The organism is Rhodoferax lacus, assembly GCF_003415675.1.
Classification (GTDB): domain Bacteria; phylum Pseudomonadota; class Gammaproteobacteria; order Burkholderiales; family Burkholderiaceae_C; genus Allorhodoferax; species Allorhodoferax lacus.
On sequence record NZ_QFZK01000004.1, the window covers coordinates 182731 to 199231 of the forward strand.

Annotated in this window: 17 protein-coding genes; 16 read left to right on the plus strand and 1 reads right to left on the minus strand. The window is 62.8% G+C overall.

Features of this window, described 5'->3' with window-relative positions; all coding sequences use genetic code 11:
• Nucleotides 1-111 precede the first annotated feature (111 nt).
• The 8 genes from DIC66_RS08920 (at nt 112) to DIC66_RS08955 (ending at nt 8649) form a co-directional block, all read left to right on the plus strand.
• Complete coding sequence (locus tag DIC66_RS08920) at nt 112-657, plus strand: TRAP transporter small permease (protein WP_117176242.1); 546 nt, start codon at nt 112-114, stop codon at nt 655-657.
• Nucleotides 658-671: 14 nt separating this feature from the next.
• Nucleotides 672-1952, plus strand: a complete 1281-nt coding sequence (locus tag DIC66_RS08925; RefSeq protein WP_117176243.1) for a TRAP transporter large permease subunit — start codon at nt 672-674, stop codon at nt 1950-1952.
• A gap of 94 nt (nt 1953-2046) precedes the next feature.
• Nucleotides 2047-3042 carry a TRAP transporter substrate-binding protein gene (locus tag DIC66_RS08930; protein ID WP_117176245.1) on the plus strand — a complete coding sequence of 332 codons (996 nt, stop codon included), beginning with the start codon at nt 2047-2049 and terminating at the stop codon, nt 3040-3042.
• A 73-nt stretch (nt 3043-3115) separates the two neighbouring features.
• A complete protein-coding gene (gene aroQ, locus DIC66_RS08935) occupies nt 3116-3562 on the plus strand; it encodes a type II 3-dehydroquinate dehydratase (RefSeq protein ID WP_117176247.1) in 447 nt (148 codons plus the stop codon).
• Nucleotides 3563-3586: 24 nt separating this feature from the next.
• Nucleotides 3587-5491: a bifunctional sugar phosphate isomerase/epimerase/4-hydroxyphenylpyruvate dioxygenase family protein gene (locus DIC66_RS08940; RefSeq protein ID WP_117176613.1), complete on the plus strand. Its 1905-nt coding sequence runs from the start codon at nt 3587-3589 to the stop codon at nt 5489-5491.
• Nucleotides 5492-5503: 12 nt separating this feature from the next.
• The gene (locus DIC66_RS08945; RefSeq protein WP_233505849.1) at nt 5504-6355 is read left to right on the plus strand and encodes a shikimate dehydrogenase family protein; all 852 of its coding nucleotides are present in this window, start codon (nt 5504-5506) and stop codon (nt 6353-6355) included.
• Nucleotides 6356-6380: 25 nt separating this feature from the next.
• Nucleotides 6381-7334 carry an AEC family transporter gene (locus tag DIC66_RS08950; protein WP_117176249.1) on the plus strand — a complete coding sequence of 318 codons (954 nt, stop codon included), beginning with the start codon at nt 6381-6383 and terminating at the stop codon, nt 7332-7334.
• A 214-nt stretch (nt 7335-7548) separates the two neighbouring features.
• The gene (locus tag DIC66_RS08955) at nt 7549-8649 is read left to right on the plus strand and encodes a porin (protein WP_117176251.1); all 1101 of its coding nucleotides are present in this window, start codon (nt 7549-7551) and stop codon (nt 8647-8649) included.
• Between the two features lie 74 nt (nt 8650-8723).
• Here the strand turns inward: DIC66_RS08955 and DIC66_RS08960 are convergent, their stop codons facing one another.
• Entirely contained in the window at nt 8724-9632 is a 909-nt protein-coding gene (locus tag DIC66_RS08960) for a LysR substrate-binding domain-containing protein (RefSeq protein ID WP_117176253.1), read from the minus strand.
• Between the two features lie 115 nt (nt 9633-9747).
• Between DIC66_RS08960 and DIC66_RS08965 the strand changes: the two genes are divergently transcribed.
• The 8 genes from DIC66_RS08965 to DIC66_RS09000 all read left to right on the plus strand — a co-directional run bounded on the left by DIC66_RS08965 (nt 9748) and on the right by DIC66_RS09000 (nt 16500).
• Nucleotides 9748-10467 carry a substrate-binding domain-containing protein gene (locus tag DIC66_RS08965; RefSeq protein ID WP_233505850.1) on the plus strand — a complete coding sequence of 240 codons (720 nt, stop codon included), beginning with the start codon at nt 9748-9750 and terminating at the stop codon, nt 10465-10467.
• Nucleotides 10468-10516: 49 nt separating this feature from the next.
• A complete protein-coding gene (locus DIC66_RS08970; RefSeq protein WP_117176257.1) occupies nt 10517-11545 on the plus strand; it encodes an amidohydrolase family protein in 1029 nt (342 codons plus the stop codon).
• A 2-nt stretch (nt 11546-11547) separates the two neighbouring features.
• Nucleotides 11548-12231 (plus strand): 4-carboxy-4-hydroxy-2-oxoadipate aldolase/oxaloacetate decarboxylase, encoded by a 684-nt coding sequence (gene ligK / locus DIC66_RS08975; RefSeq protein WP_117176259.1) that lies wholly within the window; start codon nt 11548-11550, stop codon nt 12229-12231.
• 72 nt (nt 12232-12303) lie between these two features.
• Nucleotides 12304-13236 (plus strand): amidohydrolase family protein, encoded by a 933-nt coding sequence (locus tag DIC66_RS08980; RefSeq protein ID WP_117176261.1) that lies wholly within the window; start codon nt 12304-12306, stop codon nt 13234-13236.
• 2 nt (nt 13237-13238) lie between these two features.
• Nucleotides 13239-13682, plus strand: coding sequence for a protocatechuate 4,5-dioxygenase subunit alpha (ligA, locus tag DIC66_RS08985; RefSeq protein WP_117176263.1), 444 nt, complete (start codon nt 13239-13241; stop codon nt 13680-13682).
• Nucleotides 13683-13684: 2 nt separating this feature from the next.
• Entirely contained in the window at nt 13685-14554 is an 870-nt protein-coding gene (locus tag DIC66_RS08990; protein ID WP_117176265.1) for a class III extradiol dioxygenase subunit beta, read from the plus strand.
• On the plus strand, nt 14555-15511 hold the full coding sequence (locus DIC66_RS08995; RefSeq protein ID WP_117176267.1) for a Gfo/Idh/MocA family oxidoreductase: 957 nt from the start codon (nt 14555-14557) through the stop codon (nt 15509-15511).
• A gap of 107 nt (nt 15512-15618) precedes the next feature.
• Entirely contained in the window at nt 15619-16500 is an 882-nt protein-coding gene (locus tag DIC66_RS09000) for a VOC family protein (protein WP_117176269.1), read from the plus strand.
• Nucleotide 16501 lies beyond the last annotated feature (1 nt).

The following is a 16501-nucleotide window of genomic DNA, read 5'->3' on the forward strand; positions in this document are numbered from 1 at the left end:
AAATCGGTATAACAGGTAGTCACGACGGGATTGTGGATCTAGGGTTAACCCTCAAGGCATAAAACTAACCAGTTCGTACATTAAGGGGTAGTCCAAAACAAGGAGACCCCCGTGATCGACAAATTCATCAGCGGCTATTGCCGCCTGATAGGCTATCTGATAGCCGCCGCCCTGCTGGTGATGGTGGTGCTGGTGTTTGGCAATGTGGTGATGCGCTACGCCTTCAACTCCGGCTTTACCGTGTCCGAGGAACTGTCGCGCTGGTTGTTTGTATGGCTCACCTTCCTGGGTGCTGTGGTGGCCCTGCGCGACAACGCCCACCTGGGCACCGACATGCTGGTGGGCAAGTTGGGCCCCTTGGGCCGGCGCATTTGCATGGGCCTGTCGCTGGCGCTGATGCTGTATTGCCTGTGGTTGCTGTTCCGGGGCTCGCTGGAGCAGTTCAAGCTCAACGTGGGTTCGGACAGCCCGGTCATGGAGGCCTCGATGGGCTGGTTCTATGCCTGCGGCATGGCTTTCTCGGCGCTGGGCGCCCCCATTTTGTTGCAGGACCTCTACAAGCTGCTCAGTGGCCAGATTGATGACGACCACCTCATGCTGATCCAGGAGTCGGAAGAGTCACCCCACGCCGACACCGGCAGTTCCAAAACCCACTGAAGCAGAGCCACACCATGACCGTTATCGTCTTTCTCGGATCCCTCATGGCCGCCATGGCCCTGGGTGTGCCCATTGCGTTTTCGCTGCTGCTGTGCGGTGTGGCGTTGATGGTGCACATGGGCAACTTCGATGCCCAGATCCTGGCGCAAAACCTGATCGAAGGCTCCAACAGTTTCTCGCTGCTGGCGGTCCCCTTCTTCATGCTGGCAGGCGAGTTGATGAATGCTGGGGGCCTGTCGCGCCGCATTGTCAACTTCGCCATGGCGCTGGTCGGACACGTCAAGGGCGGCCTGGGCTATGTGACCATTGTGGCCGCCGTGATCCTGGCGTCCCTGTCCGGTTCTGCAGTTGCCGATGCGGCTGCACTGACCGCCTTGCTGCTGCCCATGATGGTGGCTGCGGGCCACGACAAGGCGCGCTCTGCCGGGCTGATTGCCTCGGGCAGCATCATTGCACCCATCATCCCGCCCTCCATTGGTTTTGTGGTGTTCGGGGTGGCCGGCGGTGTGTCCATCTCCAAGCTGTTCATGGCCGGCATCTTCCCCGGCGTCTGGCTGGCGCTGTCCCTGGTGGCCACATGGTGGTGGCTGGTGCGCAAGGAAACCCTGGTGCCGCCTCCCCGCAAAAGTGCCGCCGAAGTCATGGAGGCTTTGCGCCTTGCCACCTGGGCCCTGATGCTGCCCCTCATCATCGTGTTTGGCCTGAAGTTCGGCATCTTCACACCCACCGAAGCGGCCGTGGTGGCTGCGGTGTATTCGCTGTTTGTGGCCACCGTGGTCTACCGTGAACTCAATTTCAGCCAGCTGCTGCCCCTGTTCATTGCGGCTTCCAAGACCAGTGCCGTAGTGATGTTCCTGGTGGCTGCGGCCATGGTCTCGGCGTGGTTGATCACGGTGGCCAACCTGCCGGCCCAGATCGTGGAGCTGCTGACCCCCATCCTGGACAGTCCACGCCTGCTAATGCTGGCCATCATGCTGCTGACCATGGTGGTGGGCACGGCCCTGGACATGACGCCCACCATCCTGCTGCTCACGCCCGTGCTGATGCCCGTGGTCAAGGCCGCCGGCATAGACCCGGTCTACTTTGGCGTGATGTTCATCATCAACAATGCCATCGGCCTGATCACGCCGCCCGTGGGAACCGTGCTCAATGCCGTGGCCGGCGCCGGCAAGATGAGCATGGACGAAGTGACCCGGGGCGTAGTCCCATTCATGGTGGCGCAATTCGTCATCATGTTCCTGATGGTGGCCTTCCCCGATCTGGTGATGGTGCCCGCGCACTGGTTCTACAAATAGCCAAGACCGTCCTGTGCGCGTCTGGGTACGCCGCGCACAGGCTCCGCTGAAAGCGTGCATCCAAATCCACCCACAACCGTCGAGGAGACACCCTATGAAACGCATATTCATCAAAACCCTATTGGCCACCGTCGCACTCGCGAGCGTGGGCCTGGCTGCGGCGCAGGAGCGCACACTCAAGTTCGGCCTGAACGGCCCCGAGGGCCACCCCGCAGTGGCCGGCATGAAGAAGTTTGCTGCCGCGGTGGAAGCCAAGTCCGCCGGCAGGATCAAGGTGCAGCTGTTCCTGAACGGCACGCTGGGCAGCGACCAGGCCACCCTGTCGGCCATCAAGGGCGGGACGGTGGAAATGGCGGTGATGAATTCCGGCATTCTGGCCAGCGAAGTCAAGGCACTGGAGGTGTTTGACTTCCCTTTCCTGTTCAACAACGAAAAGGAGGCTGACGCGATTGTGGACGGCCCCATAGGCCAGAAGATGCACGCCGCGCTGGCGGACAAGGGCACCATCGGCCTGTCCTACTGGGAGCTGGGCTTTCGCAATATCACCACCGCCAAGCGCGCGATCAACAAGGTGGACGACATTGCCGGCCTGAAGCTGCGCGTGATCCCCAACGCCATCAACGTGGACTGGGTCAAGGCCCTGGGCGCCAATCCCACACCAATGCCGTTTACCGAGGTGTATTCGGCACTGGAGCAGGGCGCCATTGATGGACAGGAAAACCCGATCTCCGTGATTGCCTCCAACAAGTTCTGGGAAGTGCAGAAGTTCGTGGCGCAAACCAACCACCAGTACAACCCGCAGTCGGTGATCTTCAGCAAGAAGGTCTGGGACAGCCTGTCTGCAGCCGACCGCAAGATCATTGACGATGCGGCCGACGAAGCCACCAAAGCCCAGCGCGAAGCGGCGCGTGCCTCCGTGGCTGCCAACCTGGAACTGCTGAAGAAAAACGGCATGACTGTGACCCAGTTGCCGGCCGCCGAGCTCACCAAGCTGCGTGAAAAGATGAAGCCGGTGATCGACAAGCACAGCGCCCTGGTGGGCCCCGTGGTTGCCGAGGTGCAGGCCGAACTGGCCAAGCTGCGCAAGTAAACGCACCGGCTGCACTGCTGCCCGGCGGGCTGGCAGTGCAGCCCCTTTCGATATTCCTTTGAAGGAGGCCTCCATGAAGGTACTGATGCTGCACGGCATAAACCACAATATGTTCGGCAAGCGCGATCCGGCCCAGTACGGCACCATCACGCTGGACGAAATCAATGCCGGTCTGGTGGCGCTGGGGCAGGAGCTGGGCGCCGAGATCGAAGCCTTCCAGACCAATAGCGAAGGCGCCATGTGCGAGCGCATCCACCAGGGTTTTGCCGAGGGCGTGGACGCGGTGCTGATCAACGCGGGCGCCTGGACGCATTACAGCTACGGCCTGCGCGATGCGCTGGCCATTCTGACCTGCCCGATTGTGGAGCTGCACATGTCCAACATCCATGCCCGTGAGGCGTTTCGCCACCACTCGGTGTTTGCCGAAATCGTACGCGGCCAGATTTGCGGCTTTGGCGCTGACAGCTATACCCTGGCCTTGCGTGCGGCAGTGTCCGCCGTGAACGCAGCCAGGACCTGAACCCCGCCCACCGGAGTGCTGACCATGAAACACGGAATCGCCACAGTCTCGCTGTCGGGCATGTTGCGCGAAAAACTGCAGGCCGCAGCCGCCGCGCATTTTGACGGCGTCGAGATTTTCGAGAACGACCTGCTGCAGTACCCCGGAACGCCGCGCGAGGTGCGCCGCCTGTGTGAAGACCTGGGCCTGGCCATCGACATGTTCCAGCCCTTTCGCGACTTTGACGGCAACAGCGCCGCGCAGGTCAAGCGCAACCTGGAGCGGGCAGCGCGCAAGTTCGATGTGATGGAAGAGCTTGGCACCTCCCTCATTCTGGTCTGCTCGAATGTGCAGCCCGATGCCTTGTCGGACCCGGCGCTGCTGGCCGAGCAGTTTGCCCAACTGGCCGAGCTGGCGGGCCAGCGCGGCATGCGCGTGGCCTACGAGGCGCTGGCCTGGGGCAGCAAGGTCAAACTCTGGTCACAGGCCTGGGACGTGGTGCAGCGGGTCAAGCACCCCAGTCTGGGCCTGGCGCTGGACAGCTTCCACACCCTGTCCTTGCGCGATGACCCCGGCGGCATCGCGCAGCTGCCCGGTGACAAGATCTTCTTTGTGCAACTGGCCGATGCGCCCTGGGTGAACACCGACGTGCTGACCCACAGCCGCCACTACCGCTGCTTCCCCGGCCAGGGCGAGTTCGATGTGACTGGCTTCACCAAGGCGGCACTCGATGCCGGCTACACCGGCCCGCTGTCGCTGGAAATTTTCAACGACGAATTCCGCTCGGCCCCTGCGCGCAGCAATGCGGTGGATGCCAAGCGCTCGCTGCTCTGGCTGGAAGAGCAGATCCGCCTGGCCCGCACACCGGCCACGCCGTCCTACAAGGTGGCTCTGTTTGATCCGCCACCACCACCGGCCTTCAGTGGCTGGGGCTTTGTGGAGTTTGCGGCCGACCCGGCGGCTGCTGTGCGCCTGGGCGCGTGGCTGGCCAGCGTGGGCTTTGCGCGCATAGGGCAGCACAAGTCCAAGAAGGTGGACCTGTACGGGCAGGGCGAAGTGCGCATCGTGCTCAACCTGGAAGAAGACTCGGTGGCCCGCGCCCACTTCGAGATGCATGGCACCTCGGCCTGCGCCATGGCCATTGCCACGACCGACACCGCCGCCGCCTTTGCCCGTGCCGAGGCCTTGCTGTGCCCGCGCGTGGCAGGCCGGTTGGGGCAGGGCGAGCTCAGCATTCCGGCGGTGCGCGCACCGGACGGCAGCCTGCTGTATTTCTGCGATGCGCCAGAGGGCGGACGCCACCGCTTCGAGTCCGACTTCGTGATGGACACCACTGCCCTGGCCAGCGTGGCTGCCAGCACCACCATCGACCACGTGGTGCAGGCTGTGCCCGGCGGCCAGGTCGAACCCTGGGTGCTGTTTTACCGCGCCATCCTGGGCCTGTCGGCGCAGCGCAACATCGTGCTGCACGACCCCTATGGCGTGATCCGCAGCCGCGAGATCGAGTCTGCTGACCGGGCCATGCGCGTGTCGGTCACCAACTCGGACCGCGACAACACCTCGGTGTCGCGCGCGGTCAGCCGCTTTCGCGGCGGCGGTGTGCAGCAGATCGCGCTGGCGGTGGCCGACATTGTGGCCACGGCGCGCCATTTGAAATCGCTGGGCGCGCCACTGCTGCCGATTGCCGAGAACTACTACGACGACCTGCAGGCCAAGTTTGATATCGCGCCCGAGCTGCTGGCCGCCATGCGGGAGCACGGCATCCTGTACGACCAGGAGCCGGGCGGTGCCGAATTCTTCCAGCTGTATGTGGTGCCGTTTGATGACCGCTTCCACTTTGAATTCACCCAGCGCCGCGGAGGGTACGCAGGCTATGGCGCACCCAATGCGCCCTTCCGTCTGGCCGCCATGGCCCTGCTGCGCGAGCGTGAAGCCGCAGCATCCACCTGATACACATCCCTAATGGAACAACACCCCATGCACATCAACGGCAATACCGAACTCATCGCCCACATCGGCTTTCCCACGCACGCCTTCAAGGCGCCCATGATCTACAACCCATGGTTCGAGAAGTGCGGTGTCAACGCTGTCGTCGTGCCCATGGGTTGCAAGCCGGAGGACTTTCCTGCGTTTCTGCGGTCCCTGTTCAAGCTCTCCAACATCCGGGGCGCACTGATCACCATGCCGCACAAGATCGTCACCGTAGGCCTGCTCGATGAGGTGTCGCCCACGGCGGCCATTGCCGGCTCCTGCAACGCGGTGCGCCTGGGCGCGGACGGACAGCTGCAGGGCGATATGTTTGATGGCGAAGGCTTTGTGCGCGGCGTGCTGCGCAAGGGCTGTGTGCTCAAGGGGGCAAGCGTGCTGGTGGTGGGCTGTGGCGGCGTGGGCTCGGCGATTGCGGCGTCCCTGGCGGCGGCCGGCATTGCAGCCATTGCCCTGTTCGATCCCCATGCCGCATCGCAGACCGGCCTGGCCGAGCGCCTGCAAAAACACTATCCCGCGCTAGAAGTCAGCACCGGCAGCAAGGACCCGGTCGGCTTTGACGTGGTGGTAAACGCCACGCCCATGGGTATGAATGCGGGTGACCCCATGCCCATGGATGTGGACCGCATTGCAGCCTCGACCTTCGTGGGCGAAGTGGTGATGAAGTCCGAGATGACGGCCTTTCTGGACGCTGCCAAGGCGCGCGGCTGCCGCTTCCAGATTGGCTCGGACATGCTGTTCGAGCAGATCCCGGCCTACCTGGAGTATTTCGGTTTGCCGGTTGCCACGCCGGAAGAACTGCGCGCGGTCGCCACCCTGCATTACTGAGCGCAGCCCTGCAGATCGCCCGCGCATGGACTACGTTTTTGCCGTCACGTTACCCATCTACCTGGGCATAGCCCTGGGCTACCTCGCCGTGCGGCTGGACTGGTTGGAGCCGGCCGATGTACGCACCCTGGGCAAGTACACGGTGCGAGTCGGTGTGCCGGCGCTGCTGTTCAAATCCATCTCGCACCAGAGCCTGGGCGCCGTGTTCAACCCGGACTATCTGGCCGTGTATGCGTTGGGCTCATTGGCCTCCATGGCGCTGGTGATGCTGTTTGCTACCCGCGTGCTGCGCCGCCCGTTTGCGCTTGCCGCCCTGGAGGGCCTGGGGGCATCAGGCTCCAACAGCATGTTCCTGGGCTATCCCATTGCGGTGCAGGTCATAGGCCCGGTGGCGGGACTGGCCCTGGCCCTGTGCGCGCTGGTGGAAAACCTGCTGGTGATTCCGCTGGGCCTGGCGCTGGCGGATGCCCAAGGCGGCGAGGGCGGCGCGCGCTTGGGGCCCATGCTCAGGGCCAACCTGGTGAACCTGTCGCGCAACCCCATGATCGTGGCCATGGTGGCCGGCCTGATGGTGTCTGCCAGCGGCCTGCAGATGCCCGAGGTGCTGGACAAGTTTGTGGCCATGACAGCCAGCGCCACATCGCCCGTGGCCCTGTTTGTCATCGGTGGCTCGCTGGTGGGCCTGCGCCTGAGCGGCATCCGCAGCGACATCGCCCTGATCGTGCTGGGCAAGCTGGTCTTGCATCCGCTGTGCGTGTTGGTCCTGGTGCTGGTGTTTCCGCCGGCCAACCTCTTGCTGGGCACGGCGGCCGTGTTGTTTGCAGCGGTACCCATGATGAGCATTTACCCCGTGCTGGCCCAGCGCCACGGCCATGAGCGCCTGTGCTCTGCAGCCCTGCTGGTGGCTACTGTCATGTCTTTTGCCACGATAGGTCTGTATCTGGCCTGGATGCCAGCCCATTGGCTGCCGCCGCACTGAGCATTTGTATTGCCGGCGTCAGATGCAGGTGCCAGTCGGAACCTGCACCTAGAAAAAAACGGCATAACAGCTAGCTTTTTTCCTCTCCAGTTTTCGAGGGTTAACCCCTTATTTAAGAAACGTACCAGTTCGTACATTAGTTGCAGGAGAGCGGCGCATTGTGAATCGGTGCAGTGCGTAGCAAATCCACAGTTCATCAATATCTGGAGAAACCATGCAATTCAAGACCAAGCCCCTCGTGGCCCTCACCCTCATCACACTGGCCGGTGTCGCAAGCGCCGAAGACTCCGTCAAGATGTACGGCCTGCTGGACATCAACCTGTCCAACTACTCCGCTGGCGACTTGTCCAACGGCACCGGTGCCGCGGGCAACAAGCTGGTGCTGCAGGACGGCGTGACCAATGGCCTGAACGGTTCGCGCTGGGGCATCAAGGCCCAGAAAGACCTGAACGCTGGCCTTACCATCGGTGCCCAGCTGGAAGCCGGTGTCAACGTTGACAACGGCGCTGCCGGTCAAGGTGGCCTGGCCTTTGGCCGCCAGATCTTTGTGTCGCTGGCCAAGGAAGGCGCGGGCGAGCTGCGCATCGGCCGCCAGTACGTGCTCAGCGACTCCGTCATCGGCATGGGCAACCCCTTCGGCAATGCGCTGGTGACCAACCCCACCACCAAAGTAACCGATGTAAAGAATGCGCTGCCTTACTTCCTGAACCCCTCGCGCGCAGACAACGTGTTGCAGTACCAGACCCCGTCATTCTCTGGTTTGACCGCCGCCATCCAGGCCGCGCCTGGCGAGACCACGTCTGACGACTTCTACGGCGTGCGCGCCGTGTACGCCAGTGGCCCCCTGAACATTGGTGGCAGCTACGAGTGGAACAAGGACCGCACCACCAGCAACAACACCAACAAGGTGGTGTCGTTGAGCGCCAACTACAACTTCGGCAGCTTCAAGCTCCTGGGCGGCCTGCAGAACACCACCGACTTCACCACCACGGCTGGCAACGGCACCGCCGGCGGCTACCTGAACACCGTGACGGGCCCCAGCGGTGCCTTCGCCTTCACCAAGCTCAGCGGCTACACACTGGGTGCTGAAGTGCCCGTGGGCACAGCCGATGTGGTTGGTGTGAACTACACCCTGATGACCTACGAAAGCGCTGCCGGCGCGACTGCCAATGTTGGCAAGATCGCCGCCGCCGTTCGCCATGACCTGGGCAAGGACACCTATGTGTACGCCGGTGTCTCCACCGCCGTGGGCGACCTCAAGGACTACATCAGCGAGAAGACGGTTGTGCAACTGGGTCTGCGCACCGCGTTCTAAACAGCAATTCGGACAATCCAAGGTTTTGGGGCCCTTTACGGGGCCCCTTTTTTTTGCCTTGCGACGTCAGTGAATCAAACGTCCGTCTTGCAGACGGCTTCCATGGTCTGGCGTATGAGTGTCAGTGTCTCCTGCTGCGTGAGCGTGCTGGGCCGCAGCGAGCTGGTCGCCAGTGCCACCCGGGTCTTGAGTTCGGGCGCATGGATGGGGCGCACCGCCAGCTCTTCGGGCCGCGCGTAACTGGCCACCGCATTGCGTGACAGCACGGCACTGCCCGCACCATCAACCACCAGGTCCAGGATGGCCGACACGCCGTCAATCTCCAGGGCAATTTTGGGGCGGCACCCGATCGTGGCCATTTCCGATTCGACCTGCATCCGTATCGCATTGGGGCGGCTGGGAATCACCAGCGGCAATTGCGCAATCTCCTGCAGTGCAATCGGGCCCTCTGGCTCCGGCATGCCGGGTGTGCGTTTTTGCACCAGCAGCAGCGTCTCGTCCGGCAGGGGACGGATCTCGATTTCGTTGCCGGGCTGGGGGTTGTAGAGCACTGCAATGTCCAGCCGCCCATTGATCAGCGACTCGCGCATGGCAACCGACAGCCCCTCGCTGATGGAAATGCTGGCATCGGGCAAGTGCTGGCGGAATGCCCGGGTCAGCGGCACCGTCAGCACCCTGGCCAGGCTGGTGGGCAGGCCCACGGCCACGTGGCCGGCCAGTGAGCCGCGAACTCGGCCCAGCTCTTCCAGCGCGCGCTCCACCTGGTGCAATATGCCCCGGCCATGGGCCAACAGCAGCTGGCCCGCCTCGGTGGGGGTGGCACCGCGCCCGTTGCGCGTCAGCAGGGTTTGCCGCAGTTCAACCTCCAGCAGACGCACCTGTCGGCTCAAGGCCGGTTGTGCCACGTCCAGCGCAATCGCGGCGCGCGTAAAGCTGCCCAGTTCGGCCACGCGCACAAAGTATTCCAGTTGTTTGAGGTCCATAGCGAGAGTCTCGGAAATCGCCCGGATATCGGGCCCCTGATTATGCTTAATTGCAATATCTGCTAGAGCGAAGCCGGTCTTCACGGAAGGGGTGCGTCTGGCCACAATGTCCCGCATGAATTCCCCTGCGCACTCAGCCCCTGTACCTGTTCTTAAAGGCATCTCGTCCATGGCCACGCGCCAGTTGCTGACGGTGCTGCTGGCCCTGTATGCCAAGCAGGGCGGCAGTGAGCTGCAACTGGAGTCGGTGGGCGGTGTGGATGCGGCCAAGCGGGTGCGCGCCGGTGAGGTGTTTGACATCGTTTTCCTGGCCAGTGACGCCATCGACAAGCTGGTGGCCGCAGGCCACTTGGATGGCGCGTCCCGGGTCGACCTGGCACATAGCGGTGTGGCCCTGGCCGTCAAGGCGGGTGCCCCCAGGCCCGACATCTCCACTGCAGAAGCTGTCCGCGCGGCCGTTCTGGCTGCGCGCAACATCAGCTACTCCACCGGCCCCAGTGGCGTGGCACTGGCCAAACTGTTTGAGGACTGGGGCATCACCGGGCAACTGCAGGGCCGCATCGTGACCGCTCCACCCGGCGTGCCTGTGGGCAGTCTGGTGGCCAGTGGCGAAGTGGAGCTGGGCTTTCAGCAGCTCAGCGAGCTGATGCACCTGCGTGGTATCACGCTCTTGGGCAACCTGCCCGAGGCCATCCAGATCACCACCACGTTTTCAGCTGCCATCGACACGGCTTCGCCCCACCAGCCCGAGGCGCGGGCCTTGCTGCAGTTCCTGAACTCAGCGCAGGCGGCAGACACCATACGCCAGCAGGGGATGGATCCCGCACGCGCCTGAACCAACACCCACACAACAAGCAAACACAGAGGAGCACATGAAGAAACCATTGATCATCGACTGCCACGGCCACTACACCACGGCCCCCAAGGCGCTGGAGAACTGGCGCAATGCCCAGATCGCTGGCATCAAGAATCCGTCGGCCATGCCCAAAGTCTCGGACCTGAAAATCAGCGACGACGAACTGCGCGAGACCATTGAGCTCAACCAGCTGCGCCTGATGAAGGAGCGCGGTAGCGACATCACCCTGTTCTCGCCCCGCGCCAGCTTCATGGCCCACCACATTGGTGACTTCAATGTGTCGAGCACCTGGGCTGCCATTTGCAACGAGCTCTGCTACCGCGTGAGCCAGCTCTTTCCCGACCACTTCGTGCCCGTGGCCATGCTGCCGCAGTCTCCGGGTGTGGACCCGGCCACCTGCATTTCCGAGCTGGAAAAGTGCATCAGGGAATACGGCAACGTCGGCATCAACCTGAACCCGGACCCGAGCGGCGGCCACTGGACTTCACCCCCCTTGAGCGACAAGCACTGGTACCCCATTTACGAGAAGATAGTGGAGTACGACATCCCCGCCATGGTCCATGTGAGCACCAGCTGCAACGCCTGCTTCCACACCACCGGCGCGCACTACCTGAACGCCGACACCACCGCCTTCATGCAGTGCCTGACCAGCGACCTGTTCAAGGAATTCCCCACCCTGCGCTTCCTGATTCCGCACGGCGGCGGCGCGGTGCCCTACCACTGGGGGCGCTTCCGCGGTCTGGCGCAAGAGCTGAAAAAACCGCTGCTGGAAGAGCACCTGCTGAACAACATTTTCTTTGACACCTGCGTCTACCATCAGCCCGGCATCGACCTGCTCAACACCGTGATCCCGGTAAAGAACGTGCTGTTTGCGTCCGAGATGATTGGCGCGGTGCGCGGCATTGATCCGCAGACCGGCCACTACTACGACGACACCAAGCGCTACATCGAATCGTCCAAAATTCTGAATGACGATGACCGCTTCCAGATTTATGAAGGCAACGTGCGCCGCGTGTTCCCGCGCCTCAACACGCTGCTGCAAGCCAAAGGAAAATAAGCATGTACGAACTCGGCATTGTCAAACGCAACATCACCCGCGCCACCCCGGAGGCCGTTGAAAAGCTCAGCCGCTTCGGCGTGGCCACCATCCACGAGGCCATGGGCCGTGTGGGCCTGATGAAGACCTATATGCGCCCCATCTACAAGGGCGCGCGCATGTGCGGCACCGCCATCACCGTGCTGCTGCAACCCGGCGACAACTGGATGATGCATGTGGCTGCTGAGCAGATCAAACCTGGTGACGTGGTCGTGGCGGCCTGCACCACCGACAACTTCGACGGCTTCTTTGGCGACCTGCTGGCCACCAGCTTCCAGGCGCGCGGCGCAAAGGGCCTGATCATTGACGGCGGCGTGCGCGATGTGGACGAGCTGGAAAAAATGGGTTTCCCCGTGTTCAGCCGTGCCATCAATGCCAAGGGCACCATCAAGGCGACCCTGGGCTCGGTCAACATCGACGTGGTCTGTGCCGGCGCACAGGTGAAGCCCGGCGACGTGGTGATTGCCGATGTGGACGGCATCGTCGTGGTGCCTGCCGCACGCGCACAGGAAGTGGCCGATGCGGCCGAGAAGCGCGAAAGCTTTGAAGGCGAGAAGCGCGAAAAGTTTGCCGCCGGTGTGCTGGGGCTGGATATGTACAAGATGCGTGAGCCGCTGGAGAAGGCCGGTTTGAGGTACATCGACTAAGTCACTTTCCTCGGTCAGCATTGGGGCTACGCAGCCCCATTGCTTCTCGGCAACTTCACTCCTTCACTTTCTATGTCAAAACCCACAACAGGTGATTTCACCAAGACTTCCGGATGGATGGACTGGTACACCGGCCCCGCCAAGCCCCGCTTTACCGTGCCCGCTGGCGCAGTGGACGCGCACTGCCACGTCTTCGGACCGGGTGCAGAGTTCCCCTTCGCACCTGAGCGCAAGTACACCCCGTGTGACGCCTCCAAGGCCGAGCTGTATGCCTTGAGAGACCACCTGGGCTTTGCCCGCAACGTGGTGGTGCAAGCCACCTGCCACGGCGCTGACAACCGCGCCATGGTGGATGCGCTCGTCCACTCGCAAGGCCGGGCGCGCGGTGTGGCCACGGTCAAACGCAGCGTCAGCGACGCCGAAATCCAGGCCATGCACGACGCCGGTGTGCGCGGTGTGCGCTTCAACTTCGTCAAGCGCCTGGTGGACTTCACGCCCAAGGACGAGTTGCTGGAAATTGCCTCGCGCATTGCCAAGTGGAATTGGCATGTGGTGATTTACTTCGAGGCCGTGGACCTGCCCGAGCTGTGGGACTTCTTCACCGCCCTGCCCACCACCGTGGTGGTGGACCACATGGGCCGCCCGGATGTGAACAAGCCGGTGGATGGGCCGGAGTTCGAGCTGTTTGTGAAGTTCATGCGCGAGCACACCAACGTGTGGAGCAAGGTGAGCTGCCCGGAGCGCCTGTCGGTCACTGGACCCAAAGCATTGAACGGCGAGCAGAACGCCTACACCGATGTGATCCCCTTTGCCAAACGCATCGTCGACGAGTTCCCGGACCGCGTGCTCTGGGGCACCGACTGGCCGCACCCCAACCTGAAAGACCACATGCCCGATGATGGCCTGCTGGTGGACTTCATCCCGCACATCGCCACGACTGCAGAATTGCAGCAGAAGCTTTTGGTAACCAACCCCATGCGCCTGTACTGGCCCGAAGAGGTGTAACCATGTCACTCGACAAACCGTATCTCGACGTCCCCGGCACCATCATTTTTGATGCCGAGCAGTCCCGCAAGGGCTACCACCTCAACCAGTTCTGCATGTCCCTGATGAAGGCCGAGAACCGCGTGCGCTTCAAGGCCAATGAGCGGGCCTATCTGGACGAGTGGCCCATGACCGAAGAGCAGAAGCAGGGCGTGCTCACGCGTGACCTGAACCGCTGCATGGCCACCGGCGGCAACATCTACTTCCTGGCCAAGATAGGCGCCACCGACGGCCTGTCCTTCCAGCAGATGGCAGGCAGCATGACCGGCATGACCGAAGACGAATACCGCGCCATGATGATCAGCGGAGGCCGCAGTGTGGAAGGCAACCGCTACATTGGCGAAGACGGTGATGCACAGGCCAAGAACCAGCCGCAAGGCGCGGCCAACAAAAAGAAAGAAGCCTGACCATGGCACGCATCACCGCCTCCGTTTACACCTCGCATGTCCCCGCCATTGGCGCCGCACTCGATGCCGGCAAAGACAAAGAGCCCTATTGGCAGCCGGTGTTTGCCGGCTACGACTATTCCAAGCAGTGGATGAAGGACAACAAGCCCGACGTCGTCTTCCTGGTCTACAACGACCACGCCACCGCCTTCAGCCTGGACATGATTCCCACCTTCGCCATCGGCACCGCAGCGCAGTACCAGCCTGCCGACGAAGGCTACGGCGCGCGCCCCGTGCCCACGGTGATTGGTCACCCGGAGCTGGCCTCGCACATTGCGCAGTCGGTGATCCAGCAGGATTTCGACCTGACCATCGTGAACAAGATGGACGTGGACCACGGCCTGACCGTGCCGCTCTCGCTGATGTGCGGCAACCCGCCCAAAGACGCTTTCCATTGGCCATGCCCGGTGATCCCGTTTGCGGTGAACGTGGTGCAGTACCCCGTGCCCAGCGGCCAGCGCTGCTTCAACCTGGGCCAGGCCATTCGCCGTGCCGTGGAAAGCTATGACGAAGACCTGAACGTGCACATCTGGGGCACAGGTGGCATGAGCCACCAGCTGCAGGGCCCGCGCGCCGGCCTGATCAACAAGGACTTTGACAACGCCTTCCTGGACAAGCTGATTGCCGATCCGGCGGCAGCCGCAGCCATCCCGCACATCGACTATGTGCGTGAAGCCGGCAGCGAAGGCATTGAACTGGTCATGTGGCTGATTGCCCGTGGCGCCATGGCCGATGTGGCGGGACGCGCCGATGGCGTGAACCTCAAGCACCGCTTCTTCCACGTACCGGCTTCGAACACGGCCGTGGGACACCTGATTCTGGAGAACAAATAAATGAGCAAAACCATCAAAGTAGCGCTGGCAGGCGCCGGTGCCTTCGGCATCAAACACCTGGACGGCATCCAGAACATCGACGGCGTGGAAGTCGTCTCTCTGATCAGCCGTGATCTGGAAAAGACCCGTGAAGTGGCCGACAAGTACGGCATCGCCCACGTCACCACCGAGCTCTCCGACAGCCTGGCGCTGCCGGACCTGGACGCCGTCATCCTCTGCACGCCCACGCAAATGCACGCTGAGCAGACCATCGCTTGCCTGAAGGCAGGCAAGCATGTGCAGGTGGAGATTCCCCTGGCCGACAGCCTGAAGGGCGCGCAGGAAGTCGTGGCATTGCAGAAGCAGACCGGGTTGGTGGCCATGTGCGGCCACACCCGCCGCTTCAACCCCAGCCACCAGTATGTGCACAAGCAGATTGCGGCCGGCAAGTTCAACATCCAGCAGTTGGATGTGCAGACCTACTTCTTCCGCCGCACCAACACCAACGCCCTGGGCCAGGCCAGATCCTGGACCGACCACCTGCTGTGGCACCACGCGGCCCACACCGTGGACCTGTTTGCCTACCAGTGCGGCAGCCCCATCGTCAAGGCCAATGCCATCCAGGGGCCCATCCACCCGGTGCTGGGCATCGCCATGGACATGAGCATCCAGCTGCAGGCCGCCAACGGCGCCATCTGCACCCTGAGCCTGTCCTTCAACAACGATGGCCCGCTGGGCACATTCTTCCGCTACATCGGCGACACGGCCACCTACCTGGCACGCTACGACGACCTGTTCACCGGCAAGGAAGAAAAGATCGATGTGAGCCCGGTGGACGTGTCCATGAACGGCATTGAACTGCAGGACCGCGAATTCTTCGCCGCCATCCGCGAGGGCCGCGAGCCCAACAGCAGCGTGGCCGGTGTGCTGGCCTGCTACGAGGTGCTGCACCAGCTGGAGCAGCAGCTGGCGGCTTGAGGCAGATGCGGGCCAGGCTGGCCTGCTGAAATGCTGCCGTTTCCGGGGCGCCAGGGGCTTGGCGCGGGTTATGCTGTTGCGATGATTCGGTAAAGAAAAGGGTTCCCATGTCGTCCATCATTTCGCAACGCGAATCCGTGCCCGAGCTGGCCAATCCTTTGGGCATGGATGGCATCGAGTTCATTGAATACGCCACCAGCCGGCCGCAGGCCCTGGGGCAGGTGCTGGAGTCGTTGGGTTTCCGGCCGGTGGCGCGCCACCGCTCGCGCGAAGTCACGCTGTACCGCCAGGGCAGCATGAACCTGGTGGTGAGTGCCCCGACCGATGATGTGCGCCGTGGTGCCACAGCCAGTGGCAACCCGGCCCTGGTGGCCGTGGCCTTCCGTGTGCGCGATGCGCTCAAGGCCCACACCCGCTGCCTGGAGCTGGGCGCCTGGGACGTGCAAAGCCACGCCCGTGCCATGGAGTTGCACATACCGGGCATACGCGGACCGGGAAGCAGCCGCTTCTACTTTGTGGACCGCTGGAAAGAGTTCTCCATCTACGACATCGATTTCGTGCCGATTCCCACAGTGGATCAGCATCCCGCCGCACTGGCCGGCATGTCCTACTTTGGCCTGGTGCAGTACATAGGCGCGGGCCGCTCGGTGGACTGGATGGCCTATTACGAGAACCTCTTTGGCTTCACGCAGATACCCGACGAGCAGCGCTTTGGCATCCTGCCCAAGGGCAAGCTGATGCGCAGCCCCTGTGGCGGCTTCCTGTGGCAGCTGGTGGAGCCGGACCCGGGCATGGACGATGACAACGCGCCAGAGTGCCTGCAGCGCATCGGCCTGGGAACCGCCGATGTGGGCGCGGCGGTTACGGCACTCAAGGCCAATGGCGTCGAGTTTGTAGAGTCCCGCCTGCTGCACCCGGAAGACCGCGGCGCCCTCACGCGCACGGTGCTGGGTTCGGTGTCGTTCGAACTGGTCCACCAGGGGGTCTGAC

What these genes read in the sequence shown, in the direction of transcription:
- DIC66_RS08925 (WP_117176243.1), top strand. Translation starts at nt 672, where the DNA reads ATGACCGTTATCGTCTTTCTCGGATCCCTCATGGCCGCCATGGCCCTG.
- DIC66_RS08930 (WP_117176245.1), top strand. Translation starts at nt 2,047, where the DNA reads ATGAAACGCATATTCATCAAAACCCTATTGGCCACCGTCGCACTCGCG.
- aroQ (WP_117176247.1), top strand. Translation starts at nt 3,116, where the DNA reads ATGAAGGTACTGATGCTGCACGGCATAAACCACAATATGTTCGGCAAG.
- DIC66_RS08940 (WP_117176613.1), top strand. Translation starts at nt 3,587, where the DNA reads ATGAAACACGGAATCGCCACAGTCTCGCTGTCGGGCATGTTGCGCGAA.
- DIC66_RS08945 (WP_233505849.1), top strand. Translation starts at nt 5,504, where the DNA reads ATGGAACAACACCCCATGCACATCAACGGCAATACCGAACTCATCGCC.
- DIC66_RS08950 (WP_117176249.1), top strand. Translation starts at nt 6,381, where the DNA reads ATGGACTACGTTTTTGCCGTCACGTTACCCATCTACCTGGGCATAGCC.
- DIC66_RS08955 (WP_117176251.1), top strand. Translation starts at nt 7,549, where the DNA reads ATGCAATTCAAGACCAAGCCCCTCGTGGCCCTCACCCTCATCACACTG.
- DIC66_RS08960 (WP_117176253.1), bottom strand. Translation starts at nt 9,632, where the DNA reads ATGGACCTCAAACAACTGGAATACTTTGTGCGCGTGGCCGAACTGGGC.
- DIC66_RS08965 (WP_233505850.1), top strand. Translation starts at nt 9,748, where the DNA reads ATGAATTCCCCTGCGCACTCAGCCCCTGTACCTGTTCTTAAAGGCATC.
- ligK (WP_117176259.1), top strand. Translation starts at nt 11,548, where the DNA reads ATGTACGAACTCGGCATTGTCAAACGCAACATCACCCGCGCCACCCCG.
- DIC66_RS08980 (WP_117176261.1), top strand. Translation starts at nt 12,304, where the DNA reads ATGTCAAAACCCACAACAGGTGATTTCACCAAGACTTCCGGATGGATG.
- ligA (WP_117176263.1), top strand. Translation starts at nt 13,239, where the DNA reads ATGTCACTCGACAAACCGTATCTCGACGTCCCCGGCACCATCATTTTT.
- DIC66_RS08990 (WP_117176265.1), top strand. Translation starts at nt 13,685, where the DNA reads ATGGCACGCATCACCGCCTCCGTTTACACCTCGCATGTCCCCGCCATT.
- DIC66_RS08995 (WP_117176267.1), top strand. Translation starts at nt 14,555, where the DNA reads ATGAGCAAAACCATCAAAGTAGCGCTGGCAGGCGCCGGTGCCTTCGGC.
- DIC66_RS09000 (WP_117176269.1), top strand. Translation starts at nt 15,619, where the DNA reads ATGTCGTCCATCATTTCGCAACGCGAATCCGTGCCCGAGCTGGCCAAT.